Origin of the sequence: Flavobacterium galactosi, assembly GCF_048158585.1 — a bacterium.
Lineage (GTDB): Bacteria > Bacteroidota > Bacteroidia > Flavobacteriales > Flavobacteriaceae > Flavobacterium > Flavobacterium galactosi.
Window position 1 is genome coordinate 113,752 of the sequence record NZ_JBLNKV010000005.1, and the last position, 26,575, is coordinate 140,326.

At 33.2% G+C, this 26,575-nt stretch carries 22 protein-coding genes and 1 pseudogene; 10 read left to right on the top strand and 13 right to left on the bottom strand.

What is annotated here, in order from left to right; genetic code table 11:
• The first annotated feature begins 51 nt into the window (after positions 1–51).
• Positions 52–2,079: a glycoside hydrolase family 3 protein gene (locus ACM55M_RS11950; protein WP_416857892.1), complete on the top strand. Its 2,028-nt coding sequence runs from the start codon at positions 52–54 to the stop codon at positions 2,077–2,079.
• Positions 2,080–2,295: 216 nt separating this feature from the next.
• On the opposite strand, the pseudogene ACM55M_RS11955 reads toward ACM55M_RS11950, so the two are convergent.
• Positions 2,296–2,434 (bottom strand): annotated as a pseudogene (locus tag ACM55M_RS11955) (TIGR02757 family protein); the annotation flags it as partial.
• Positions 2,435–2,589: 155 nt separating this feature from the next.
• A complete protein-coding gene (locus tag ACM55M_RS11960) occupies positions 2,590–3,252 on the bottom strand; it encodes an ABC transporter ATP-binding protein (RefSeq protein WP_291246788.1) in 663 nt (220 codons plus the stop codon).
• Between the two features lie 199 nt (positions 3,253–3,451).
• Between ACM55M_RS11960 and msrA the strand changes: the two genes are divergently transcribed.
• Complete coding sequence (gene msrA / locus ACM55M_RS11965) at positions 3,452–3,994, top strand: peptide-methionine (S)-S-oxide reductase MsrA (protein ID WP_416857893.1); 543 nt, start codon at positions 3,452–3,454, stop codon at positions 3,992–3,994.
• Between the two features lie 39 nt (positions 3,995–4,033).
• Positions 4,034–4,330 carry a hypothetical protein gene (locus tag ACM55M_RS11970; RefSeq protein WP_416857894.1) on the top strand — a complete coding sequence of 99 codons (297 nt, stop codon included), beginning with the start codon at positions 4,034–4,036 and terminating at the stop codon, positions 4,328–4,330.
• A gap of 13 nt (positions 4,331–4,343) precedes the next feature.
• Here the strand turns inward: ACM55M_RS11970 and ACM55M_RS11975 are convergent, their stop codons facing one another.
• The 5 genes from ACM55M_RS11975 to ACM55M_RS11995 form a co-directional block, all read right to left on the bottom strand.
• Complete coding sequence (locus ACM55M_RS11975) at positions 4,344–4,646, bottom strand: DUF6787 family protein (protein ID WP_416857895.1); 303 nt, start codon at positions 4,644–4,646, stop codon at positions 4,344–4,346.
• A gap of 32 nt (positions 4,647–4,678) precedes the next feature.
• The gene (locus tag ACM55M_RS11980; protein WP_416857896.1) at positions 4,679–5,113 is read right to left on the bottom strand and encodes a DUF6146 family protein; all 435 of its coding nucleotides are present in this window, start codon (positions 5,111–5,113) and stop codon (positions 4,679–4,681) included.
• 190 nt (positions 5,114–5,303) lie between these two features.
• Entirely contained in the window at positions 5,304–6,254 is a 951-nt protein-coding gene (locus tag ACM55M_RS11985; RefSeq protein WP_416857898.1) for a D-2-hydroxyacid dehydrogenase, read from the bottom strand.
• 226 nt (positions 6,255–6,480) lie between these two features.
• Positions 6,481–7,551, bottom strand: coding sequence for a 3-phosphoserine/phosphohydroxythreonine transaminase (serC, locus tag ACM55M_RS11990; RefSeq protein WP_416857899.1), 1,071 nt, complete (start codon positions 7,549–7,551; stop codon positions 6,481–6,483).
• Positions 7,552–7,644: 93 nt separating this feature from the next.
• The gene (locus tag ACM55M_RS11995; RefSeq protein WP_416857900.1) at positions 7,645–8,703 is read right to left on the bottom strand and encodes an acyl-CoA reductase; all 1,059 of its coding nucleotides are present in this window, start codon (positions 8,701–8,703) and stop codon (positions 7,645–7,647) included.
• Between the two features lie 136 nt (positions 8,704–8,839).
• Here ACM55M_RS11995 and ACM55M_RS12000 point away from each other — a divergent pair, with 136 nt between their 5' ends.
• Positions 8,840–9,190 (top strand): 4Fe-4S dicluster domain-containing protein, encoded by a 351-nt coding sequence (locus ACM55M_RS12000; RefSeq protein WP_416857902.1) that lies wholly within the window; start codon positions 8,840–8,842, stop codon positions 9,188–9,190.
• 62 nt (positions 9,191–9,252) lie between these two features.
• On the opposite strand, the gene ACM55M_RS12005 is transcribed toward ACM55M_RS12000, so the two are convergent.
• The 3 genes from ACM55M_RS12005 to ACM55M_RS12015 form a co-directional block, all read right to left on the bottom strand.
• Positions 9,253–9,789 (bottom strand): hypothetical protein, encoded by a 537-nt coding sequence (locus ACM55M_RS12005; RefSeq protein ID WP_416857904.1) that lies wholly within the window; start codon positions 9,787–9,789, stop codon positions 9,253–9,255.
• Positions 9,790–9,902: 113 nt separating this feature from the next.
• Positions 9,903–10,658 carry a class I SAM-dependent DNA methyltransferase gene (locus ACM55M_RS12010; RefSeq protein WP_416857905.1) on the bottom strand — a complete coding sequence of 252 codons (756 nt, stop codon included), beginning with the start codon at positions 10,656–10,658 and terminating at the stop codon, positions 9,903–9,905.
• A gap of 97 nt (positions 10,659–10,755) precedes the next feature.
• Entirely contained in the window at positions 10,756–13,404 is a 2,649-nt protein-coding gene (locus tag ACM55M_RS12015; protein WP_416857906.1) for a TonB-dependent receptor, read from the bottom strand.
• Between the two features lie 354 nt (positions 13,405–13,758).
• Between ACM55M_RS12015 and ychF the strand changes: the two genes are divergently transcribed.
• The 6 genes from ychF (at position 13,759) to ACM55M_RS12045 (ending at position 23,002) form a co-directional block, all read left to right on the top strand.
• The gene (gene ychF, locus ACM55M_RS12020; RefSeq protein ID WP_416850389.1) at positions 13,759–14,853 is read left to right on the top strand and encodes a redox-regulated ATPase YchF; all 1,095 of its coding nucleotides are present in this window, start codon (positions 13,759–13,761) and stop codon (positions 14,851–14,853) included.
• A 129-nt stretch (positions 14,854–14,982) separates the two neighbouring features.
• Positions 14,983–16,128 (top strand): FIST signal transduction protein, encoded by a 1,146-nt coding sequence (locus ACM55M_RS12025; protein ID WP_416857907.1) that lies wholly within the window; start codon positions 14,983–14,985, stop codon positions 16,126–16,128.
• Positions 16,128–17,642, top strand: coding sequence for a response regulator (locus tag ACM55M_RS12030; RefSeq protein ID WP_416857909.1), 1,515 nt, complete (start codon positions 16,128–16,130; stop codon positions 17,640–17,642). Before ACM55M_RS12025 ends, ACM55M_RS12030 begins: the two co-directional genes overlap by 1 nt.
• Positions 17,643–17,711: 69 nt before the next feature.
• Complete coding sequence (locus ACM55M_RS12035; protein WP_416857911.1) at positions 17,712–18,233, top strand: NADPH-dependent FMN reductase; 522 nt, start codon at positions 17,712–17,714, stop codon at positions 18,231–18,233.
• A gap of 130 nt (positions 18,234–18,363) precedes the next feature.
• Positions 18,364–20,226 (top strand): DNA topoisomerase IV subunit B, encoded by a 1,863-nt coding sequence (locus ACM55M_RS12040; protein WP_416857913.1) that lies wholly within the window; start codon positions 18,364–18,366, stop codon positions 20,224–20,226.
• A gap of 46 nt (positions 20,227–20,272) precedes the next feature.
• On the top strand, positions 20,273–23,002 hold the full coding sequence (locus ACM55M_RS12045; protein ID WP_416857914.1) for a DNA gyrase/topoisomerase IV subunit A: 2,730 nt from the start codon (positions 20,273–20,275) through the stop codon (positions 23,000–23,002).
• A 53-nt stretch (positions 23,003–23,055) separates the two neighbouring features.
• Here ACM55M_RS12045 and ACM55M_RS12050 read toward each other — a convergent pair whose 3' ends face one another.
• The 3 genes from ACM55M_RS12050 to ACM55M_RS12060 form a co-directional block, all read right to left on the bottom strand.
• On the bottom strand, positions 23,056–23,715 hold the full coding sequence (locus ACM55M_RS12050) for a 3'-5' exonuclease (RefSeq protein ID WP_416857915.1): 660 nt from the start codon (positions 23,713–23,715) through the stop codon (positions 23,056–23,058).
• The gene (locus tag ACM55M_RS12055; RefSeq protein ID WP_416857916.1) at positions 23,715–25,634 is read right to left on the bottom strand and encodes a DUF294 nucleotidyltransferase-like domain-containing protein; all 1,920 of its coding nucleotides are present in this window, start codon (positions 25,632–25,634) and stop codon (positions 23,715–23,717) included. The genes ACM55M_RS12050 and ACM55M_RS12055 overlap by 1 nt, the downstream gene beginning before the upstream one ends.
• Before the next feature lie 158 nt (positions 25,635–25,792).
• A complete protein-coding gene (locus tag ACM55M_RS12060) occupies positions 25,793–26,563 on the bottom strand; it encodes a TerC family protein (protein ID WP_416857918.1) in 771 nt (256 codons plus the stop codon).
• Positions 26,564–26,575 lie beyond the last annotated feature (12 nt).

Here is a 26,575-nt window from a genome sequence, read left to right on the forward strand (position 1 = left end):
TTAAAACACTATTTTAGTTTTTTTAAGACTTTAATTTCATAAAACACGATTATGACTAATTATCACACAAACATTACAAGAATTTTATCATTTACTTTGGTTTCATTTGTCACTTTTGCTCAAAGTCCTGTGCAGCCAAAATTAGGAAACCAAGGGGTTCAAATCATCAAATCACAAGGGTTCGAATTTAAAGATTTGAATAAAAATGGTAAACTGGATCAATATGAAGATTGGCGATTACCAAATGAAACTAGGGTTAAAGATTTGATTTCTCAAATGACTTTGGAAGAAAAAATAGGTTTTATGCTAATCAGTACCACAAGAATGGAAGGTGATTACGCATTTCAGCAGGATGCTCCAAAAGTAGAAATAAAAAGTGGATTTAATGAAGAGGACTTGGTTCAAAACATTAATATGTTTTCCAAAAAACCATTACCAGTGCCAGTAATGTCAGCTGTTGGGACTACAAAGGCTGTAACGCAATATAATCTTAGGCATTTTATTCTTAGAGCTAATACTAACGCAAAAAACATGGCGGAATGGAGTAATAATCTGCAGAGACTATGTGAATCTTCAAGATTGGGAATTCCGGCTATAGTTGCTTCAAATCCAAGAAACCACATCACAGTGGATGCCTCTGTAGGGTTAAGCGTAGGAACCACAATTTTTTCAAAATGGCCGGGAGAATTGGGACTTGCCGCAATGCGAGATTTAGAATTGACAAGAGAATTTGCAGATATTGCGAGACAAGAATGGGCTGCAGTTGGTCTTCGTAAAGGATATATGTATATGGCTGATCTTGCTACAGAGCCACGCTGGCAAAGAGTGGAAGGAACCTTTGGTGAAAATGCTGATTTGGCAGCTTCAATGATACGAGAAATAACGTTAGGTTTTCAAAAGAATAAATTAGGAATTGGTTCTATAGCTTTGACGATAAAGCATTTTCCAGGAGGAGGTCCACAAGTAGATGGTCAAGATCCGCATTTTGTTTGGGGTCAGGATCAACATTATCCAGGGAATATGTTTGAATATCATTTAAAACCTTTTCAGGCTGCTATTGATGCGGGTACTTCTGCGATTATGCCCTATTATGCAAAACCTATCAATACAAAATATGAAGCGGTTGCTTTTGCCTATAATAAAGCTATTATTAATGATCTTTTAAGAGTTAAAATGGGCTTCAAGGGTATTATCAATTCTGATACAGGACCAATAGAAATGATGCCTTGGGGTGTTGAGAATTTAAGTGTTTTAGAACGGTATCAAAAAGCAATTGATTGTGGTGTAGATTTATTTTCAGGAACGGGAGATCCAACCTTATTGTTGGAGACTATTAAAAAGGGTATGGTCGCTGAATCGAGAATCAATCAATCAATAGAAAGGCTTTTGACCGAAAAATTTGAATTAGGTTTATTTGAAAATCCGTATGTTGATGTTTCTTATGCCGAAAAAATCGTTGGAAACAGTGAATTTCAGAAAAGAGGAGATTTAGCCTTTAGAAAATCTATAGTATTATTAAGAAATGATGCGAAATTACTGCCAATTAAAAAAGGTACTAAAGTATATCTAGAATCTTTATATAATAATAGTAAAACTAACACTCCCGTTTCAGCTAGTCTGTCTAATGAATTGGGTATTGAATTCGTCAAGGATAAAAAAGATGCCGATCTTGTTGTTTTAACGGTAACACCTAATGCAGGTGGTCTTTTTAGCAGTACTGGTGCCGAAATAAAATTACAATTATCAGATAATAAAATTGATGTCGCGTATATCAATGAAGTTACTTCCAGTAAACCTACAGTAGTAGTTATAAATTATTCCAATCCATGGGTGATTAATGAAATCGACACTAAAAATTTAAAAACGGTATTGGCTACTTTTGGAACTTCTTCAGATGCCTTATTAGATGTTTTAACGGGAAAATATAATCCAACCGGAAAAATGCCTTTTACTACTCCAAAATCTCGTCAGGCCGTATTGGATAATCAATCAGATGTTCCTGGATATTTAAAACCAGCTGGTTATGCATTGTTTAAGTTTAATGAAGGGTTAGAATACTCATTGGAAAATGAAAAATAAAAGGGATATCATCATTAATTAGGTTATGTTTATAAAAAGATTAAAATAAATGTTTGGTTTGGTTATTTATGTTTTGTTACTATAAAAGCGGTTTTTTAAGCCGCTTTTATTTTTTATGTTCATTCCTAATATATAGGAAATTAATTACGAAATAGTTTAATACACAAAAAATATATTTATCCAATTCATTTTCGTTATATGACATGACAGAATAATCAGAAAACTAGCGATTTCAATGTCTTCTTTTTGTGAAAAATAAATGAGGAATTTGAACTGGGTCGCTTTCTATGAATTCGAGTGTGTTGTATTGTACAACTTTTTCATCGAGGAAGGATTTTAATTCGGAATGATTCATAATAGAAATGCAAATGAGACGGATTTAAAAAAAATAAACAGATTTAAAATTAATTACTGCTTATAACTAATACAGGTAGCCAAGATAGCAGTGGAAATCCTTTTACTTTTTTCTTTAAAAAGTAAAAGATTGCAACGTATAGCTGGAAATAGCTCCTAATTACTAATCAATCCATCTACCATCACTAATTTTCTATCGGCCATATTCGCTAATTCTTCATTATGGGTAACAATCACAAAGGTTTGTCCCAATTCATCACGTAATTTAAAAAATAATTGGTGCAGGTTTTCAGCAGATGCAGTATCGAGATTTCCTGAAGGCTCATCGGCAAAAATGATTGCGGGTTTGTTGATTAAAGCTCTTGCAACAGCCACACGTTGCTGTTCCCCACCGGAAAGTTCATTAGGTTTGTGATTCATACGGTGCGAAAGACCAAGGTAGGTTAGGAGTTTTTCGGCTTCTATTTCTGTTTCTACTTTGGATTTATTGGCAATAAAAGCGGGAATGCAAACATTTTCTAACGCCGTAAATTCAGGTAATAATTGATGAAATTGGAATATAAAACCTAAATTTAAATTTCTGAATTTTGACAAGTTTTTGTCGTTCATGGTCAGGATATCTTCATCATTAATGCGCAATTCTATTCCGTTTTCAACTGTAGGTTTGTCTAAAGTTCCAAGAATTTGTAAAAGGGTTGTTTTCCCGGCACCTGAAGCACCCACGATAGAGACAATCTCTCCTTTTTGAATATGTAAATCAACTCCTTTCAACACATGCAGTTGATCGTAATATTTATGTAGATTTTTGACCTGTATCATTTTGAACTGTTTTCACAAAGAAACAAAGATTTTAATGATTATTAAATGGTTCCCATTAAATTTTCCCCTCACAAATTATAAATTTTAGTTAATAAGGAATAACCACTTTCAATTAATAGATTAAATTTGGTTTTAGATTATCGGTTAAAGTAGACTAAAATCAAATTTTTTTGTAAACGAAATAAACTAATAAATAGAAATGGAACAAGGAATGGAAGTTGCCACTTTTGCCGGTGGTTGTTTTTGGTGTACCGAAGCAATTTTTTTAGAATTGAATGGAGTGAAAACGGTGGTTTCGGGATATATAGGCGGAGATACAATTAATCCAACCTATAAGGACATTTGCAATGGTGACACCGGTCATGCAGAGGCAATTCAAATTACTTTTGATCCCAATAAAATAAGTTTTGGGGAATTGTTGGAAATATTTTTTGCAACGCATGATCCCACTACTTTGAACCGTCAAGGAAACGATATTGGGACACAGTACCGAAGCGAAATTTTTTATAATAATGACGATCAGAAAGATTTAGCTGAAGCGTATATTGCTTTGATGACTAGAGAAAATACGTTTGGGGAACCAATTGTTACCGTAGTTTCACCAGCTACATTATTTTATGAAGCCGAGGATTATCATCAGAATTATTACAATCAAAATAAATTGCAAGGATATTGCAGTTATGTAATTACGCCAAAAGTCGAAAAATTGAAGAAAATTTTCAAAGATAAGCTCAAAAATTAATTGGCATTAGATTTGTATAAACAATTCTAAAACAGCATAATGGAAAAAGTACAAATTGGTAAAACAGATAATAAAAGAAGAAATCTTTTTCTGGGGATAGTATTCGATGCAATAGGAATGTTATCGTTTACGGTTCCGTTTATTGGAGAATTCTCTGATGTGGTTTGGGCTCCCATTGCCGGTTATTTAATGACAACAATGTATAAAGGAACTGTTGGTAAAGTAGGTGGAGTAATTACTTTTCTGGAAGAAATTTTACCGTTTTCGGATATTATTCCCACATTTACGTTGACGTGGATTTATAATTATTGGATAAAAAACAAAAACACTTCATAATTGAGGCGTTTTTTTATTCTTTAAAAAGAAATCCTAATCCCATCCGTTTTAGCATCTTTTTTTCAAAAGCCCAAAAGAATTTGAACTGTCCAAAAACAAATCCTATTAAGACTAAAAGCACTTGGTATATTGGGAAAATCAATAATAATCGGACAGGAGTGAACCAATAGCCTAAATCTGATTTTGTAATTCCCAACCAAAAACAAAATGGTTTTGATAACCAAGCTGAAGCGGAACCTGTAATTGCAAAAACAATAAATATAATTGTGAGTTGGAAATTGGTTTCAATTCCCCAACGTTTTTTTAAATTGCTCATCTTTATTTATAATGATTACAAATATAGCAACATTATCGTGAGGGAACATTACCAAAGAGTTTTTGTTTGTAGGTGTTTTGAAAATAAACCATGTAATTATAAATCAAATAATTCACTTCATAGCCATAATCAATATTAGAATCATAGTTAATAGTCATTTCGTATAGATTGGGAGAATATCGTTGGGGTTGCAAAACACGGCTGTTCCATTCATTAATCCATATCTGATTTTTATTTTCTAAATAAGATTGAGAATAATAATTTCTTGGCAATGCCATTGAATACAGCCAAGTACTAAAACCCGGATCGATTATTATGACTTCATACTGGAGTTCCTCATTGGCAATTCTAACAGTGTCACTTTGAGTTGGAATTATTTTATCATTTTTCGAAAAAGTAGGTTTAGAAGTTTTACAACTAAAAAGGGAGACTAAAATAATTGCTAATATGTAAACGCTATTTTTCATGATGGAATATGAATTATAAAGTTACAAAAATAAATCCTTCCTGTTGTTTTTGTTCTAAAAATTTAATGGTCTATTGATTGTGATTAAAAAGATATATAATGAATCTGCCAAACAAAAAACTAAATTTCATAAAAAAGGGATTCATTAAACACTGTTAATGAATCCCTTTTACTATGTTAATACAAAAATACTAGCCTAATATGCTAATAATTTGTGAAGCTAATTCAGTACCAATTCTATCTTGAGCTTCTCCCGTTGCAGCTCCAATATGAGGAGTCATTGAGATTTTATGGTTCATCAAAATAGTCATTTCAGGAGTTGGTTCGTTTTCAAAAACATCCAATCCAGCGAACAATACTTTTCCGCTGTCTAATGCTTTTACTAAAGCAACTTCGTCAATAACCCCACCACGAGCACAGTTTACGATACCTACACCGTCTTTCATAATAGCTAATTCTTTCTCTCCAATAATGTAACCATCTTGAGCAGGAACGTGTAATGTTATGAAATCAGCTTCTTTGAATAAAGATTCCAATGATTGAGAAATGATAGTTGTTGTGATAGATTGACCGTCAAAAAATTCAACTTTAACGTCAACTTGTGGGATAAACATATCAGCAGCAATCACTTTCATGCCTAAACCTAATGCCATTTTAGCAGTAGCTTGACCAATACGTCCAATTCCTATAACTCCAAGCGTTTTTCCTCTTAATTCAATTCCGTTTGCATATGCTTTTTTCAAACCATCAAAGTTTGTATCTCCTTCAAGAGGCATATTTCTGTTAGAATCGTGTAAAAAACGTACACCAGAGAATAAATGTGCAAAAACTAATTCTGCAACTGATTCTGATGAAGAAGCAGGAGTATTGATTACGTGAATTCCTTTGCTTTTAGCATAGTCCACATCAATATTATCCATTCCTACACCACCACGACCAATAATTTTTAATCCTGGACAAGCATCAATAATATCTTTACGAACTTTGGTAGCACTACGCACCAAAACAACGCTTACATTGTTTTCATTTACAAAGTTAGCCACTTGTTCTTGCGCTACTTTTGTAGTTATAACTTCAAATCCACCTTTTTCTAAAGCTAGAATTCCACTTTTAGAAATTCCGTCATTGGCTAATACTTTCATTTTTTATGTCATTGCGAGGAACGAAGTAAATCTCACCCTCATATTTAATTTATTATTTTATTTTTCTGGAGCTATTTCCCGCTTTCCATTGCAATCTTTTATGTTTTTAAAGAAAAAACATAAAAGGATTTCCATTTCAATCGGGGCTAGAATTCCCAGTAAATCAACATTATTTTAATTTTAACTAATTTGGATATTTCTATTAAACAAATAACCAAATTAACGATTAAACTTTTGCTTCCAATTCTTTCATTACATCCACCAATACTTGAACACTTTCAATTGGTAAAGCATTGTACATAGAAGCTCTGTAACCACCTACTGAACGGTGTCCAGGTAATCCAGATATTCCTGCTGCTTTCCACATAGCATCAAATGTTTCTGCATGAGCAGCATCATTCAATAAGAAAGTGGCATTCATGTTAGAACGATCTTCAACAGCAGCAGCTCCTTTGAATAATGGGTTTCTGTCAATTTCTCCATAAAGTAAAGCTGCTTTAGCATTATTTATTTTTTCAATTGCAGCAACACCACCAAGGTTTTTTAACCATTGTAAAGTCAATAACGATGCGTAAACAGGGAAAACAGGTGGAGTATTATACATACTTTCTGCTTTGATATGTTTAGTATAATCCAACATGCTTGGGATTATTCTGCCATTTTTACCTAAAATTTCCTCTTTCACAACAACCAAAGTAGTTCCTGCCGGACCCATGTTTTTTTGAGCTCCTGCATAAATCAAATCAAATTTTGAAAAATCCAATTCTCTTGAAAATATATCAGAACTCATATCACATACAATTGGCATATCAAGTGACGGGAATTCCTTCATTTGTGTACCAAAAATAGTGTTGTTACTTGTGCAATGGAAATAATCAGCATCTGAAGGGACTATGTATCCTTTTGGAATATGACTGTAATTTTGTTCTTTTGATGAAGCGACAACAACAGTATCTCCAAAAAGTTTTGCTTCTTTTATAGCTGCTGTTGCCCAAGTTCCTGAATCAAGATAAGCAGATTTCCCACCTTCTTTCATCAAGTTATAAGGAGCCATAATAAATTCTAAACTAGCTCCGCCAGCAAGAAATAAAGCTTGGTATCCTTTGCCTTCAAGGCCTAAAAGTTCAATAACAAGAGCTCTTGCTTCATCCATAACGGCAACGAAGTCTTTGCTTCTGTGCGAAATTTCTAAAATGGATAAACCAGAATTATTGAAATTTAAAATAGCTTGTGCTGATTTTTCAAAAACTTCTTGTGGTAAAATACAAGGTCCTGCGCTGTAGTTGTGTTTTTTCATGGTGTAGTTTAAGTCCAAAAAATTAAAGTGCAAATTTCGGCAATAGGAGTTTAAAAAGCGTTAAATAATTCGAAAAAATTAAACAATTTTTGACTATATTGTTAACAAAAATGAAATAGTATCGATATTATCTGCGTAATTCCACAATTTGGGTCTTTGTGTTTGTCCAAAGTCAATACTGCTTTCTGTCAGATTATTACTTACAATACACTGAATTTGCTCGTTTTCAGATTGTAATCTTATTTGTAGATCATTGATGTCGTCATAAAATTCATAAAATACACTAGAAATAGGGGAGGCATGGCTTTTATCTTCTTTTATGGTTAAAAAACCATTGTCCAATAATTTAAAATTACTCATCAGGAAAACGGCCTTGTTGTAATCATAATTATTAGCATATTTTTCATAATGAATAACATCTTGATACTCAAATATGGCTTCAAAAAAACCATCAAAAATGTACCCTTTTGGAACAAAAATTTTAGAAACATTGCGGCATCCTAAACCAAAATATCGGAATATATCTTCACCTAAAGCGCTTAATTGTTCTTTGGTTTCTTTTCCATTCAAAACAGCAATTGAATTCCTGCTTTTTCGAATAATGGAAGGTTTGTTTTTAAAATAATATTCAAAATAACGAGCGGTATTATTACTTCCTGTTGCTATAACGGCATCAAAATTTTCTAATTTCCCCTCAACAAAAGTTATTTTATTAGCCAGCTCAGGGTCAATAGCTACAATGTATTTAGCTAGAAAAGGCAGTAAATGTTGGTCATTTGACGATGTTTTTACTAATACATTATGTCCTGTTATTAAAACTGATAAGAAATCATGAAAACCAACCAGCGGAATATTTCCGGCAAGAATTAAGGCAATGTTTTTAGGTTCGTTTATTTGAAAATCATAAGCAGAAAGCCATTGATTTAAATTCTCTTCAGTTAGTGCTTCTGCCCAAGATAGAATAGAAAAATAAACTTGTTCAGGCGTATACCATCCATTATGGGATTGTGATAGTTTTATTAAATCGATAAAATCATCAAAAAATAGATCGTTATGTAAAACAGTAGGATTGATAGAAGAATTATCCTCAGAAAATTGACTTAAAAACTTTCCTAATTCGATAAAACTTCGTTTTTTTTCGTTTTGTAACATAAGTAACTTGTATATGAATAGTTTTGATTGTAATTTTGCACAAAAATAAGCTATAATAAGTTATAAGTCAAAAGAGAAAAAATCTTAAATAATTTTATCTCAAAAGACATAGCTTTTAACTCATAAAAAGATAAAGATGGCAATTATAATAACAGATGAATGTATCAATTGTGGTGCTTGTGAACCAGAATGCCCAAATACTGCAATATATGAAGGTGCCGATGACTGGAGATATAAAGATGGAACAAAGCTTAAAGGGAAAGTAATTTTGCCTGATGGTACTGAAGTAGATTCAGATGAAGCTCAAACTCCAATTTCTGATGAAATTTACTACATTGTACCGGGAAAATGTACGGAATGTAAAGGTTTTCATGATGAACCACAATGTGCTGCAGTGTGTCCTGTAGACTGCTGTATTCCAGATGATAATCATGTTGAAACAGAGGAAATCCTGTTAAATAGACAAGCATTTTTGCATAATGAATAGCTTTACTTTAGAGCAAAAAAATCCTGAGTATTCGCTCAGGATTTTTTTTGCTTTAAATAATTTTACTTTTTGATTATAATATAAGTTTCAACATTTACTTTATCTGTTTTTTCATCATAAGATTCTAATACCAGATTTCCATTGGCATCAAAATAGCCATATGAAGTTTTATCTTTAGACTTGTAAATATAATTGTTGTTTGATGTTCTTCTTAAAATTGCCGCTTTTTGACTGTTTGGCAAATACAAGGTGTACCCACTTTTATTAGTGGTAAACTGGTATTTTTTACCATTTAAATTGTAATATGCAGAACGGTCGATATCAATTACTTTTGTAACACCGTCTGCGGTCACTGCAGTTGTTGCGGTTACCTGAACGGGAGATTCTTTTACTTCTTTATTTAAAACATTAGAATCAGCATCTTTTAATTCTATATTTTGAACTTCTTTAATTTCTTGAGTTTTGATTAATTGTTTTTCTCCCTCAGAATCTTTAACCTTAGTAACTGTTGTTTTAACTTCCGACTTTACGTTTTGATTTTGTGCTTGAATAGTTAGTGACAGTAAAAAAGCTGTCATCCCTAAGATTATAGTTTTCATGATATTTATTTTAAAAATTTATATATAACAAATCTACAATTAGTTGATTGTAAAATTGTTATAGAATTTCTTTAAAAAATTACATTATTCACATGAAAGCTCTAAGTGATTTACTAGGAATCTATTTTTTGTTTTTTTCTCGCCACAATTACATAGGTATCATAGGCATATGTTTTTCTGTCAATTGTTTTAATGATTTCAAAATTATTTAAATATAAAAACAATTGTATTTCATTTAAGGTAAATACACGAACAGTTGAAAAATCGTCAGCAATTATTTCTTTTTCATCATCTTTAAAAGTATAATATTGTGCGGTCCATTCCAGCATAAAATTATCTGAAAGAGTCGTTTTCCAGTTGCTGTTTCTGTAATATTTCATTCCTTCGAATGTTGCTTCGTGAATTATAACTTGGTTTTCTTTGGCAAAAGGAATAAAGCGATTGGCATCTATAAAGTCAAAAATGACAATTCCATCTTTATTTAGGTTTTTATAAATAGAATCAAAAGTACTGTTTACATCATCATTTGTTATTAAATAACTAGTGGAACGTCCTGTAATCAGTATTGAATCGACTGGTTTTTCCAATTCAAATTGTCTCATGTCTCCATGAATGAAAGTACAGTTCTTATTCCTTTCTTTGGCTATTGCAATCATGCTTAGGCTATAATCTAAACCAATATAATCTTGATTATTTTCCTGAAATCGTTTAGCTAGATTGCCTGTGCCACTACCAATTTCCAATATGGTTGTGCAATTATTTTCTTTAATTAAATTGTTGTAGAATTGATATTCCTCATCATAATCAATGAAGGTTTGGTACATAGCATCAAAAATTTCAGCCATTTTTCCGTCATATAGATGTGTCATAATGTTTATTTATATAAGTACTAAATTTAAGGAAAATAAATGAAATAAAAAAAGGACTACCTTTCGATAGCCCTTTTGGAATTATTCAGTAAGCGAATTAGAATTTATAGTTTAATGATAAATTAAACATAGTGCCTAATTGGCTAAAGTGTGATCCATCATAAGTTGTGTTTGCATAACGACCATTGAAAGTAATCAAATTGAATTGATTTTTAACTTGTGCAGGATCATTTAAAATTGCAGTTCCGGCTGCATTTTCAGCTACAAATTTCCATTCGGGTAAAACATTTAACAAATTATTTACATTTAGGGCTAGTGTTAATTTGTCTGTAGCAGAGAAATTAATTCCTAAATCAGTAACGATTTTTGGAATAAACTCCGTTTTTAAACTAGAAGCTAAACCGTCTTGGTCAAATGTGGTTTTTCCAAAATACGTGTTATTAAGTGAAAAATCAAATTTTCCAATTTTATAATTTGCTCCCAAAATCCATTTTGTGTCAGGTCTGGAAGTAAACATTAAAGATTCAAGTGTTTGTCCAAAATTATTGCTTTTTACAGGAGAGATTCTTTCATTTTGAAAAGTAATATTTCCAGATAAATTGAATCCTAATTTTCCTGTTCCTAACATAATATTACTATAATTAGCAACTACATCTAAACCTGATGTTCTAGAGTCAAATGAGTTTTCAAACCAAGCAACAGTACCAAATTGGGTATCTACTTTGTCTCCTAAAACGATTCTGTCTTCCACTTTAATATTGTAATAATCTATCGTAAAATTAAAATTTCTTGATGGTTTAGCACCTATTCCTATAGTTATGTTAGTTGATTTTTCAGCATCTAATGGATCAATTCCTAATTGACGTGCTTGTGGAGAAACATTGTTTATAATACCACTTACTTGAATTCCTTGTCCAGGAACGAATGAGTATTGTGATTTTTGAGTATAAATTTGGTGTAATGTAGGTGCTCTGAATCCAGTAGAAACAGATCCTCTTAATGTAATTTTATCGTCCAAGAATTTATATCTTGAGCTTATTTTCCATACAGTTGCATCGCCAAAATCGCTATAATCTTCATAACGAAGAGTACCGTTTAATAAGAAATTTTCAGTTACATTATAAGCAAGGTCAAAATATGCACCTAAATTGTAACGATTCCATTTTCCTGAATTTTCAGGTCTGTTACCCGCAAATGAATCTGCTCCAATTCCATCCCAAGATGCTTTGTCTCCTTCAGTAACTTCAAAAGTTTCTGTTCTGATTTCCGAACCAAAACCAATACTTACTTTATCCGATAATACTTTAGAGATATCTAAGTTACCTACAATATGGTTGAAAGAAGTTCCTCCTGGTTTAAATGCTATTGGGCTATTTTCTAAGTAAACATTATTTCCATCAGCATCTTGAATGTCAGATCTATTGAAAGAGTTTTCTACCGTATAAGTTTGCGTATTTCCACCTACAGTGATACTTGCATCAGTATTCCAATCGTTTTTTGTTGATTTATATCCTAATGTACCATTGTAGTCATTTAAATCTCCAGTAAATGTTGGTACATAGCCTAAATAAGAGGCTGGTGTTCCATTGCCAAAGAAATCTTTTAAGAACGGGTAATCAGATAAAGTTCTCCAATAAGGAGTTCTGTAGTTTGCAAAAGAGTTTACTTTTTTATAAACATAAGCTGCATTGTAATACATCTGAGAAGTTTCGCTTAATTCGCTTCCACCATTAACTAAGAATTTAGCGGCAGCAGTTTCTGGCGAACCATTAATGTTTCCAGCGTCTGGTTTTTTTGCAAGAAAAGCTTGAACATCAGATAAAGATGCTCCAAAATCTCCTGCATCACCAGCAGCATCAACATTACCCGGTCTGTTTGATAAATTTACTTTAGAGAAATCTACCGTATAATTTACATATCCTTTTTCTCCTACAGTTGTACCATTATTCATGCTTACTCCTAACATTTCACCATCACCTTCAGAAGTAATTCCACTCCTTACGGTAACAGATCCACCGTTTGTATTCTTTTTTAAGATAATATTCATAACCCCTGCAATAGCATCAGAACCATATTGAGCCGATGCACCATCACGAAGTATTTCTACTCTTTCGATAGCATCAGTAGGAATTGCAGAAATATCAGCACCTGTTTCACCACGTCCTGGAGACGTTTGTACATAAAGTAATGAACTTAGATTTTTACGTTTACCGTTGATAAGGATTAAGGTTCTACTTGGGCCCATGTTTCTAATTTCATAAGGGTCAAGTAATGAAGTCGCATCATTTACAGGTGTTTGAACTGTGTTAAAAGATGGGATTTTGTACTGTAATGCTTTGTCAAAAGTAGCTTGTCCAGTTGAAGCTAAGTCTTTTGAAGACAATACATCAATAGGAAGTGCTGTTGTTGTATTACTTCTAGGTGCAGTTCTTGTTCCAGTAACGACAACTTCCTCAAGGTTTTGTCCACCTTCCTCAGCTAAAACAATATTAATTGTTGTTCCTGTAGCTGCTTTTTCTACTTTGTTGTATCCTACATAGCTAAAAACTAAAGTAGCCCCTTCTTTAACTTTGATTTTGTAAGCTCCATCAATGTCCGTTGAGACTCCATTGTTTGTCCCTTTTTCGATAATATTAACACCTGGTAATCCAGCACCGGTATTGTCTTTTACTACTCCAGAAATTTCTTTTTGTGCAAAAAGAAACGTAACGTTTAATAGAAATAATAATAATGTAAACTTTTTCATAAATTGTTGGTTTTGGTTTTGTTTGAAATCGTTCGCAATATAATTTTTTTTTAACAAAAAATTAATATTTAGTTTGATTTTTTACAAATATTTAAGAAAGTTTTAATAACAATTAATAAAATTATCATACCAATAAATTGTTCTAAAGAATAGTATTGAATTGATAAAAAAGTAAAAACTTGAATGCAGATGCATAAATGTATTGATTATGCCATCAAACATTTATTAAATCTTATATTTGCAAACTTTTAAAGTGAATTATAAAACTTTTAGCAGGAGACTGTTATCTGTAAACAAAAATAGCTTGAGGAATGGCGGTGCCATATTTTCATTAAAAACAAATATTATCTACATATGAAAGCAGGAATTGTAGGATTACCGAATGTTGGAAAATCAACATTATTCAATTGTTTATCAAATGCAAAAGCGCAAAGTGCTAACTTTCCTTTTTGTACCATTGAACCAAATATAGGTGTTGTAAATGTTCCGGATTCCAGAATGGAAAAACTGGAAGAATTGGTGAAACCAGAACGCGTGCAAATGGCAACCGTAGATATCGTTGATATTGCAGGATTAGTAAAAGGAGCGAGTAAAGGAGAAGGTTTAGGAAATCAGTTTCTAGGAAACATTAGAGAATGTAATGCGATTATTCACGTTTTGCGTTGTTTTGATAATGATAACATTGTTCACGTTGACGGAAATGTAAATCCTATTCGTGACAAAGAAACGATTGATATCGAGTTACAATTGAAAGATCTTGAAAATGTTGAAAAACGTTTAGAAAAGGTAAAACGTGCCGCTAAAACTGGAAATAAAGAAGCGATCGTCGAAGAAGGATTGCTAAACAGAATTAGAGAAACTTTGCTTCAAGCGAAATCAGCGAGAACTATAACTCCACAAAACAATGATGAAGAAGTTTTGATGGAAGGTTTTCAATTGATTACAGCAAAACCAGTATTATACGTTTGTAATGTTGATGAAAATTCAGCAGTTAACGGAAATAAATATGTAGATCAAGTTCGTGAACTGGTTAAAGATGAGGATGCCGAAGTTATCGTGCTTTCTGTAGGTGCTGAGGCTGATATTACAGAATTGGAAAGCTATGAAGAGCGTCAGGTTTTCTTAGAAGACATGGGGTTACAAGAGCCAGGTGCATCTGTATTGATTCGTGCGGCTTACAAATTATTGAAACAACAAACCTATTTCACTGCAGGAGTTAAAGAAGTTCGTGCTTGGACTATAAATATTGGAGCAACTGCGCCTCAGGCTGCTGGAGTTATCCACACTGATTTTGAAAAAGGATTCATCCGCGCCGAAGTTATTGCATATGAAGATTTCGTTCATTACGGCTCAGAGGCAAAATGTAAAGAAGCAGGAAAATTCAAAGTAGAAGGAAAAGAATATATTGTAAAAGATGGCGATGTTATGCATTTTAGATTTAATGTGTAAATAGATTTAATGTATAATTGGATTTATTACTAAACAAAAAAACTATAAAATTACTTTTATAGTTTTTTTTTTGTTTGTAAGGAAAATTTTCGTTAATTTATATGAAATCAAACGTAAACTTCTAATCCTATGAAGCTTGAACAAATTGTCATTAATGATAAAAAAGATGCCGAAGTCGTTTTCTCTACTACTGGTTTTAATGCAAAAGAAGCAAATCTTGTTCTAGCTTTTGGTGAAAGGGTTTTTTTAGAAAAAGTATTGCCATATGAAAAGATAAAAGATTTATATCCCAAAGCACATATTGTTATTTGTTCTACTTCTGGGCAAATTTCGAACTCCAGTTTAATTGAAAACAATATTGTAGCTACAGCAATAGATTTTGAAAAAACAACTATAAAAGTTTCTGAAATTGATATTCTGAATAATTCGGATATTAAGGAATTAGGGGATATAATTAAAAAGGATTTTTTTAATGAAGACCTAAAATCAATACTTATTCTTTCTGAAGGTAGTTTTGTTAATGGGACTGAACTTATAAACGAATTGATAAAACAAACAAAAGAGACAATCCCTATTTTTGGAGGATTGGCTGGAGATGAATATAAATTCGAAAAAACCATTGTAGGTTTAAACAGTGATGCCTCTCAAGGTAAAATTGTTGCTGTTGGTTTTTATGGAGACGCTATTCATTTTGGTTTTAGTTCTAAAGGAGGTTGGAGTGATTTTGGTCCGGAAAGAGAAGTTACGCTTTCAGAAAAGAATGTGCTGTACAAAATAGGCGATAGGTTTGCACTAGATTTATATAAAGAATATCTTGGGAAATATGCCGAAGAATTGCCTGCTTCGTCATTATATTTCCCGCTTTCTATGAAAGAAAATATAAATGCTGCACCCATTGTAAGAACGATTTTGTCGATAGACGAGGAAAAAAAATCAATGACTTTTGCGGGTAATATTCCTCAAGGGTCTTTAGTCAGATTGATGAAAGGAAATTTGGATAAGCTCATAGATGCTTCCTACAATGCCGCTTTACAAATATTTTCGGAACAATCCACTAAACCGGAATTAGCATTATTAGTAAGTTGTGTAGGGCGAAAAGTTGTTCTTGGCAATAGAATCGAAGAAGAACTTGAAGTTGTAAAAGAGGTTTTTGGTGAAAATACGCTAGTTTGTGGTTTTTACTCTTATGGTGAGATCTCTCCAACGTTTAAAAAAGTAGCCTGTGAGCTGCATAATCAAACGATGACAATCGCAACCATTTATGAAGAAGTATAATGGAAATAGAAAATCTACATAGACAACTTAACAGGCAAATAAAAAAACATTTTACAGAAGATTTCATTGCGGATAATGAGGTTATCCAAAATTTTATTGAAGTTGTAAATCTATCGTACTTGAATTTTGAAAAAGATGCCGATTTATTTGAGCAATCTTCACGGTTAAACGATTTAGAGTATTATGAAATAAATCAAAAACTAAAATCAGAACTAGATAAAAAAGAAAACATACAGAACAAGTTAATTCAAGCTATAAAGCAATTAAACGACAATGAAATAAAACTTGGAAGCGAGGAAAGCCCTATTGATTTAATGCAAATTTTGCGTGATGAAATAGAATCCAAGAAAGAGTTTCAGGATCAATTGTATTTAGCAAAATCTAATGCTGAAAAAGCCAATGAAGCCAAGTCAGATTTTCTCTCTATCATGAGCCATGAAATTCGAACTCCTTTAAATGCAATCATTGGTTTGATTTACATTATGGAAAAAGAAAATACGTTAAATAGTTTTCAGGAAAATCTGGGGGTTTTAAAGTATTCAGCACAAAATCTATACATGCTTATAAACGATATTCTGGATTTTAATAAAATAGAAGCGGGGAAAATTGATCTTGAAAAAATTCCATTTGATTTTAAGGAGTTAGTTTTACATATCGAAAAGTCTTTAGAGATAAAAGCATCAGAAAACCTAAACAGGATTGAAATAATTATTGACGATGATTTTATTCAAAATGTAATTAGTGATCCTTTGAGAATTGGTCAAATCATTACAAATTTAGTTTCAAATGCTATAAAATTCACTAAAAATGGATTGATTCAAATTAAAATAAGCCAAATCCAACAAAAAGAGAATATTTCTATTTTTAAAGTTCAAATTATCGATAACGGAATTGGTATTGACATCGAAAAGTTTAAAACAATCTTTCAAAAATTTGAACAAGCACAAGCAAAAACAACAAGGCAATTTGGTGGAACGGGATTGGGTTTAGCAATAACAAAGAAACTACTGCATTTATTGAATTCAGATATCGAATTGCAAAGTGAAGTAGGAGTTGGTTCTAATTTTAGTTTTGTTTTGGAATTACCGATATTCTCAACAAATTTAGCATTAAAAAATAACATTGTCTATCATGATTATAAAGAAGAAAATCTAGACGGATTAAAAGTTCTTTTGGTTGAGGATAATTTGATAAATATCAAAATTGCTGAAAAAATACTCAAGCAATGGAATGTCAACGTAGATACTGCAGAGAATGGACTTATTGCCATTGAAAAATTTAAATTAAACGTTTATGATATTATTTTAATGGATTTATCAATGCCGGTAATGGACGGTTATGAAGCAACAGCAATCATAAGAAGTACGAATACATTGATTCCAATTGTTGCTTTGACTGCCTCTTCTTCTTTTAATTATCTTGAAAAAGCGATACAGATTGGTGTAAATGAATATATTATAAAGCCATTTAATCCAAAAGAGTTAAATATGAAATTGAGAAAATATTATAGGTGATTTATTTTAAGATCACCATCTGTCTGACAAATCTTTTAAATTTTATTACTTTAGTAAAAATAAATTAGTATGAAAATCATAGCCTTTGGCGGAAGCCCCAGTAAAAACTCTATCAATAAAAAACTAGCAACTTATGCAGCCCATCTCTTCGAAAATGCCGAAGTGGAGGTGTTGGATTTGAATGATTTTCAAATGCCTTTGTTTAGTGTTGATATCGAAAAAACAATTGGTCAGCATGAATTGGCAAAAGCATTTTTGGCTAAAATTGCCACAGCTGATATTTTAGTCGTTTCGCTTGCAGAAAATAATGGAAATTATTCTGCGGCTTTCAAAAATGTGTTTGACTGGTGTACCAGAATAACTGCTAAAGTTTTTCAGGAAAAACCAATGTTACTAATGGCAACTTCGCCTGGAGCCAAAGGAGGAGCGTCCGTTTTGGGAATAGCAAAAAACGCATTTCCTTTTTATGGTGGTAATATAAAAGCAACTTTTTCACTACCCAGTTTTGATGCTAATTTTGATGTTGTAAACGAGGAAATTTCCAATCCCGAATTGGATAGCCAATTGAGAGATATTGTTAAGAATTTTTAATTTTTTTAATCTTTTAATCTTTCAATCTTTCAATTGAAAATGTCAATATCATTCTTAATAACTTTGAAGGCTTGCTGTTTTAAATTTTATCGAATTACACTACATTAGCACAAAATCCACAAAATTCACAATGTCCGATCAAAATCAATATACCGAAGATAATATTCGGTCGCTCGACTGGAAAGAACATATTCGCATGCGTCCCGGAATGTATATTGGGAAACTGGGCGATGGTTCCTCTCCAGATGACGGTATTTACATTCTGCTAAAAGAAGTACTCGATAACTGTATCGATGAGTTCGTCATGGGTGCTGGTAAGACAATTGAGGTAACGATCAAAGACAAAACGGTTACTGTAAGGGATTATGGCCGTGGAATTCCATTAGGAAAAGTGATTGATGTAGTTTCCAAAATGAATACAGGTGGAAAATACGATTCTTTGGCATTTAAGAAATCTGTTGGTTTGAATGGAGTGGGGACAAAAGCCGTCAATGCTTTGTCTAATTATTTCCGTGTAGAATCCGTTCGGGACGAAAAACAAAAAGCGGCTGAATTCTCTGCTGGAAATCTAGTTCTTGAAGAAGATATTATAGATACAACCAAACGAAAAGGAACTAAAGTTACTTTTATTCCAGACGAAGCAATTTTTAAAAATTACAAATTCAGATATGAATATGTAATCAAAATGCTTAAAAACTATTGTTATTTGAACAATGGTTTGACTATTTTATTCAATGGCGAGAAATATTTCTCTGAAAATGGTCTGAAAGATTTATTGGAAGAAACCATTCATGCCGATGATTTGGAATATCCAATTATTCACCTAAAAGGAGAGGATATTGAGATTGCTTTGACGCACAGTAAAACCCAATACAGTGAAGAATACCATTCCTTTGTGAATGGACAAAATACCACACAAGGAGGAACACATTTAGCAGCGTATCGGGAAGCAATTGTAAAAACCATCAGAGAGTTTTATAATAAAAGTTTCGAAGCTTCAGATGTGCGTAAATCTATTGTAAGTGCGGTAAGTATTAAGGTTATGGAGCCCGTTTTTGAGTCGCAAACCAAAACTAAATTGGGATCGACTGATATGGGTTCAGAGCCAGGAATGCCATCAGTGCGTACTTTTATAAATGATTTTGTAAAAACGAAGTTAGATAATTATTTGCACAAAAATACAGCAACTGCTGATGCCTTACTTCGCAAAATTCTTCAAGCCGAAAGAGAGCGAAAAGAATTATCAGGTATTCGAAAATTAGCAACTGATCGTGCTAAAAAAGCAAATCTGCACAACAAGAAATTAAGGGATTGTAGAGCTCATCTTACGGATACCAAGAATCCTAAAAGACTGGAGAGTACGCTTTTTATCACTGAGGGAGATTCCGCTTCCGGGTCGATTACCAAATCGCGTGATGTGAATACTCAAGCGGTTTTTAGTTTGCGTGGTAAGCCTTTGAATTCCTACGGCATGAGCAAGAAAATTGTCTATGAAAATGAAGAATTCAACTTGTTGCAAGCAGCACTTGATATTGAAGACGGATTAGAAAAATTACGGTATAACAATATTGTAATTGCAACGGATGCCGATGTCGATGGAATGCACATTCGGTTATTGTTAATTTCTTTTTTCTTGCAGTTTTTTCCTGAATTAATAAAAGAAGGGCATTTATATATTTTACAAACACCACTTTTTAGAATCCGAAACAAGAAGGAAACGATTTATTGTTATTCGGAAGAAGAGCGAAAAGAAGCAATGGAAAAATTAAAACCAAAACCAGAAATCACACGATTTAAGGGATTGGGAGAAATCTCTCCAGATGAGTTCAAAAATTTTATTGGAGAAACCATTCGTCTAGACCCAATTATGATGGATAAAAACACTTCGATTGAGCAATTATTGTCTTTCTATATGGGTAAAAACACACCAGACAGACAGGAATTTATCATCAAGAATTTGAAGATCGAATTGGATGTTTTGGAAAAGGAGTAGTATAAATTAAAAAAAAAATATTCCAATATTATTATAGGATAAATAAATGAAAGACGAAGAAGACGATAACATAATTCCAGCAAACGAAGAAAATAATTCGGAGGATCATTCTACTGATGAAAATCAAGAAGAAAATGATTCGGATGAAATTATTGATGTAGATAAAAAATCTTTTGAAGGACAGCATTTTTACGAAAATGAAGAAGATGAAAATGATACCATTACCAAAGTTACAGGAATGTATAAGGAATGGTTTTTGGATTATGCATCGTATGTAATTCTGGAGCGTGCAGTTCCTGCGATTGAAGATGGTTTTAAACCGGTGCAACGTCGTATTATGCACTCTTTAAAAGAATTAGACGATGGTCGTTACAATAAAGTGGCTAATGTAGTAGGGCACACGATGCAGTATCACCCACACGGGGATCAGAGTATTGGTGATGCAATGGTGCAAATTGGTCAGAAAGAATTGTTGATTGATTGTCAAGGAAACTGGGGAAATATCCTAACTGGAGATGGAGCTGCGGCTTCTCGTTATATCGAAGCGCGTTTGTCTAAATTTGCTTTGGAAGTTTTATATTCTCCAAAGATTACTGACTGGGGCGTTTCTTACGATGGTCGTCGTGCGGAGCCCAATAATCTGCCTGTAAAATTTCCATTATTATTGGCTTCTGGAGCAGAAGGAATTGCTGTGGGTCTTTCGACGAAAGTCTTACCCCATAATTTCAATGAACTAATTGATTCGTCAATAAAAATTTTAAAAGGAAAACCATTTACGTTATATCCTGATTTTTTGACACAAGGTATTGCTGATGTGTCTAATTATAATGATGGACTGCGTGGTGGACGTGTACGTGTGCGTGCCAAAATCGCACAGCTAGACAAGAACACCTTGGTGATTACCCAAATTCCGTTTTCGACCAATACGACCACTTTGATTGACAGTATTTTGAAAGCGAATGATAAAGGGAAAATCAAAATCAAGAAAATTGAGGATAATACCGCTGCTGAGGTAGAGATATTAATTCACCTTTTTCCTGGGGTTTCGCCAGATAAAACGATTGATGCCTTGTTTGCTTTCACGGCTTGTGAAACTTCGGTAGCTCCTTTGGGATGTGTGATTGAGGATAACAAACCGCTGTTTATTGGGGTTTCGGATATGTTGAAAATTTCAACGAATAGGACTGTTCAGCTCTTAAAAAGCGAACTTGAAATCCAGTTAGGTGAATTGGAAGAACAATGGCATTTTCTTTCTTTGGAACGTATTTTTATTGAGAATAAAATCTATCGTGACATTGAAGAAGAAACTACTAGAGAAGGCGTAATCAGATCGGTTGATGATGGTTTGAAACCATATACGAAACATTTAAAACGTGCGGTTACCGAAGAAGATATTCTCCGTTTATTGGATATCCGAATCATGCGTATTTCTAAATTTGACAGCAATAAAGCACAGGACAAAATCGAGTCATTGGAAGGCGATATTGAACAAGTAAAACACAACTTAGAACATCTTATTGATTTTGCTATTGCTTACTTTACTAAGCTAAAAGAAAAATATGGAAAAGGACGGGAACGCCAAACGGAACTTCGTATTTTTGATGATATCGAAGCTACTAAAGTAGTTTTAAGAAATACCAAATTATACGTCAATAAGGAAGAAGGATTTGTAGGTACGAGTTTGAAAAAAGACGAATACGTTACCGATTGCTCCGATATTGATGATGTAATTGTATTCCTTCGTGATGGGAAAATGATGATTACCAAAGTAGATGCAAAAACCTTTGTGGGTAAGGATATTATTCACATTGCTATTTTTGACAAAAGCGACAAGCGTACGATTTATAATATGATTTACCGTGACGGAAAATCAGGTCCTTCGTACATAAAAAGATTCAATGTTTCTGGGGTAACGAGGGACAAAGCGTATGATTTAACCAATGAAACTGCGGGTTCTCAAGTAGTGTATTTCTCTTGTAATCCAAATGGCGAAGCTGAGGTGATTACAATACTATTGCGTCAGGTAGGAAGTGTCAAAAAACTGAAATTCGATATTGATTTCGCCAGTTTAGCCATAAAAGGACGTGCTTCCAAAGGGAATTTGGTCACCAAATATCCTATCAAGAAAATCGAACTAAAAGAGAAAGGGATTTCGACATTATTGCCACGAAAAGTTTGGTTTGACGATACTGTCCAGCGATTAAACGTCGATGGAAGAGGAGAACTATTGGGGGAATTCAGACCAAGTGATAAGATTCTAATCATATCACAATCCGGAAAAATAAAAGTAATTACACCTGAATTATCGACTCATTTTGATGAAGATATGGTAGTGTTGGAAAAATGGGTTCCTAAAAAACCAATTTCAGCCATCTATTATGATGGTGAAAAAGAACGGTATTACATCAAGCGTTTCTTGGTGGAAACCGAAAACAAAGAGGAAAGTTTTATCACGGAACATCCCAATTCGCATCTTGAAATCGTATCTACGGATTATCGTCCTCTAGCCGAATTAGTTTTTGCGAAAGTAAAAGGAGTCCAAAAAGAAAATATGACGGTGGATATTGAATCCTTTATTGCGTTAAAGGGATTTAAAGCTTTAGGGAATCAATTGACAACGGATAAGTTGAAACAAGTAAATTTATTGGAATCGTTGCCTTACGAAGCTCCCGAGGAAATCATCCCGGAAGAAATAGAAGTAAAAGGAGAAACTGACGCAGATGATACAGCTATTCAACTTGATGATGATGGTCAAATAACTTTATCTTTAGAATAAAAAAAGCTCCTAAATGAGCTTTTTTTATGGGTTTTCATCATTTTTTTGGTATTTTATTTGAACAACTGTTTTAAGGTGAGTTTCTTTTTATCTCTTAATTTGTTTAGAATTTTCAAAAAAGCAATAGCGGTAATATAGGCATCACCCATTGCGGTATGTCTGTCTTTTTTGGAGATGTCAAATTTGTCGGCAAGCTCGTCTAAACTATAGGTATCCTTGCGTTCCAATAAATGAGAAACTAACAGTGTTTTTTTATACAACACTGCAGTATCTAAAGTCTTGTTTGCTAATTTCGGTAATCCGTTTCTCTCCAGTGCCCTGTTAATCATAGTAATGTCAAATATAGTATGATGGGCAATTATGATGGAGTCTCCCAGAAAAATCAAAAACTGCTGTAAGGCTTGTAATTCGTTGGGACGATCTAGCACAAATTCTTTTAGGATTCCATGAATTTTTGCAGTTGTCTGATCGTAATGTTCTTGCTGAATGAAAACTTCAAAACTATCCTGAATGGGAATGGTATTGTTTTGCAGCACAATGGCTCCAATACAAAGTATTCGGTCATTTGTATAATCAAATCCGGTGGTCTCTGTATCCAAAACAACAAAACGCGTAGCATTAATGTCGGTTGACTGTTCCTCATCAGATGATTTTTCGGATTTGTTCCAAAGTTTAAATAAACCAGCTTTACTTTTTTCAAATATATTCATCATTATAATATGTTTGAAGCATTAAATCGGATGGTAATGATTTCTTGAAGTTCCTTAATGGTTTTAAAAGTCCTCTTAAGCTTAATCTTTTCTAATTTGGTTAGCGTTTCCAACGCAATAAACTGCCCGGAATCATGATGCAAAAGCCCTTGTTTGGTTCTGAATTTCAATAGTGCTTTGTAGGAATAGGAACAGGCTAAATACAATTCGCTGTTATGGGGTTCCAGTTCTGCCAATTTTTCAAAACGTTCGGGCGTATTGCTAATAGATTTCACGGAATGTGACAGAATCAACACTCTTGCAGCGTCAGTCAATGGCATTAAAGCGCGTCTTTTTATGTCAAAAAAATCTTTGTGGGCACCATCCTGTTCTACCAGAAGTTGCCTGAAAAATCCAGTAGGAGAGGGGCTTTGCAACGCACCACTTACTAAATGAATATAAAATACAGGATTGGCCTTTATATTTTTAAAAATAAAATCGGAAAGATTATTAACCAATTCACGATCTCCATAAGAGAGGCTATAGTCAAAAAAGATAAAGGACAACAATACTTCGTTTTTCCCCGGATTGGTAATCCAATGATGAACCAGACTTTCCCATTCACCAAGGCTCAAACACCATTTTGGATTAGAGGCCATCATTTCTGCCGGACAATAATCATAGCCAATGTCGAAAAGGCCTTTATTGACATGAGTCGCTAATTCTAAAAAATAACGTTTAGTTTGTTCTTTTAATTCTTCCGGGACATCCTCATAAACTAAGGCATTGTCTTGGTCAGTATGCAGCAATTGTTCACTTCTCCCTTGACTTCCTAATGCCAACCAGGCAAATTTTACAGGTGGAGGCGTTTTCATTTTTTTTAACGCTATTTCTATTATTTGCTTAATACAAACGTCATTTAATTCGGTTATTATTTTAGAAGTCAGTGTCATGGGGATATTTTGATCCAAATATCCTTGTAATAATTGCATTATATTGGCTCGTATCGGCTTTATCTGTTTGGCCTTTTTTGCTCTTTTTACCGCTTTTATCAAAACTGCAGGATTATTACCAAGTTCCACCATAACATCATGTTTGGATAGGATTCCAACAGCTTTGGAATTTGCCGTACCATCTTTGGTAAGACATAAATGGCTGATGTTACTTTTCATCATTGCCATTTGTGCCTGAGTAACGGTCATTTTCTTGGGATAGGTAATAACCGGAGAGGTCATTATCAGGTCGGCTGTTGTGGTGATTGGAAACTCTCCTGTCACTATTTTATTTCTTAAATCCTTATCTGTGATGATGCCAATGGGAAGCTTATCTTCTATGACAAGAATAGCACCCACATTTTTTTTGGTCATGATTTCGGCAATCTCTTTTGCTGTAGTGGTAGAAAAACAGGTTATTAGTTTTTTTGAATATTTTACAGGCTGTATGTCCAATAGGTTTTTATCAATGTCCAAAGTTTCACTCCCTATTATTTCACCATAAAGTTTTCCGCTATGGCTATTGGAATAAGGATTGCGCGTATTAGAGGCAAAACTTTCTATTAGAAAATTCCCTACGGCCCTGTTTTCTAATGCGTACGGTTTGAAAATGCTGATGGGTATGGCATAAAGGATAGTTTCTTCATGGGTTCGGGCCTCCATCTTATAGTTCTCATTAGCGATAAGTGGTCTCAATCCAAAAATATCGCCTTCATCACACATATCCAAAATGTCATTGTTCAGACTATTTTTAAGTGTCACCGCCCCTTTATGAACGACATAAAAACAGTTGTGCGTTTCTTCGTTTTCGGCAAACACTACGCTGTCTTTTTCTTTGTAAATGATAGATATTTGTTCCGAAAGAGTTTCGATATCTTTTTGATGTAAAAAGCTAAAAGGAGGGAAATTTTTTAAAAAGTCTGCAACTCTATGGGAGATTGTATTTTTCATGACGCTTTTTTGCACCGAAGTTAATTTATAAAACAAATATATAAAAGAAAAAAGACCAAATTAGAGTCTTTTTGTGTTCTGCTATTTCAAGGCGAGGCCTGTTCTCAGCATAAAAAAAGCTCCATTTCGGGAGCTTTTTCATGAAAAAATATTTTCTATTACTTTTTTTTCTTCATTTTCATATTCAATACTTCAACTAATAAAGAGAAAGTTATTGCAAAATATAAATATCCTTTTGGTACCGGTGTAACGTGGTTTCCAAAGATTAAGGAATTAGATAAATGCGCACTTTCAGTAAGTAGCATCATTCCGATTAAAATTAAAAAAGACAATCCCAGAATTTGAATTGACGGGTGTTTGTTGACGAAATTCCCTACAGGAACAGCAAATTGCATCATAATTAATACTGAAATAACCACAGCCGTAACCATGATATAAATAGCACCTTCAACACCATTTGTCATCCCTACCGCAGTAAGAATACTGTCAAATGAGAATACTAAATCGATCATAATGATTTGTAAAAGTACATTTTGAAATGATTTTGTAGCCGCTTTGCCTAATTCTTCTTCTTCATGTCCTTTTTCATCTACTTTCTCCCGAATCTCATTGGTACTTTTATAAATCAAGAATAATCCTCCTGAGAGTAAAATGATACTTTGACCAGTAATCCCTGCTGAAAACCAACTCAAATCGATATGAAACCAAGGTTCTTTCATTTGGATCAATAAATTAATTCCAAACAAGAGCCCAATTCTCATAAACATAGCAAGAAACATTCCTACTTTAGTAGCTTTTTTGCGTTGCTCAATGGGCAATTTTCCAGTGGCAATCGATATGAAAATAATGTTGTCGATTCCCAATACAATTTCCAAAAAGGTCAATGTTAATAAGGCAATCCAAGCATCGGGATTTAAAAATACTTCCATTTTATTTAGTTA